Annotated in this window: 1 pseudogene; it reads right to left on the bottom strand. The window is 69.4% G+C overall.

The features are described 5' to 3' along the window. Positions 1 to 804, bottom strand: a pseudogene (locus tag KUM32_RS36700) (ATP-binding protein); the annotation flags it as partial.

Below are 804 nucleotides of genomic sequence, written 5' to 3'. Positions count from 1 at the left end.
GTGCATGCGCGCGTCGGTGTCGAAGAGTGTCAGCTCTTCTGTGTGCAGGAGGTGTTGCACGATGAAGCTTCGGCTGGCGACTTTCCACAGGCCACGACCTCGGTTGAGGTGCGCGATGGCGTCCATCTCGACGGAGGTCAGGCCGAGCAGGGAAGCGGCGGCGGCGAGTTGGTCGGTTTCCTGGCGGTAGATGATGCGGGTGGAGCAGTCGGCGAGGAGTCCCTCGGCCAGGGCTCGTCCCTGTGAGCCGGCGTCGCCGGCGGTCAGCAGGTCGGAGAGCCGGTGGACGACCAGGAGGTTGGCGATGCCAAGGCCGCGGCTGAGCTTCCACTGGGCCTGCATGCGCTGGAGTAGTCCGACGTGCCGCATCACTCGCCATGCCTCGTCGTACACGATCCAGCGCCGGCCGCCGTTCGGGTCGGCGAGGGCGGATTCCATCCAGGCGCTCGCGCAGGTCATCGCCAGCACGAGGCCGGTGTCGTCACCGGAGCCGCCGAGTCGGGAGAGGTCGATGGTGAGCATCGGCGCGTTGGGGTCGAAGGTGACGGTGGAGGGGGCGTCGAACATGCCGGCCAGGTCACCGTGAACAAGACGGCGCATCGCGTGCGCCAGGTCGCGGGCGGCGTCACCGAGTTGGCCCGCGCTCATCCCGGCCCCCTGGCTGAGGGCGTTGGGGTTGTTGAGGCTGGCGGCGATGTCGCCCAGGAGCGGGGTGCGGCCGGTGGCGGAGGCGGAGGTGACCACCGTGTCCAGGGCGACATCCAAGGCGGTGTGATCCATGGGCATCAGGTCGCGGCCCGGGAC

The organism is Streptomyces sp. AC627_RSS907, from assembly GCF_019049165.1.
Note: the sequence above shows the minus strand (reverse complement) of the source record. Positions and strands in the feature narration are given on the sequence as shown.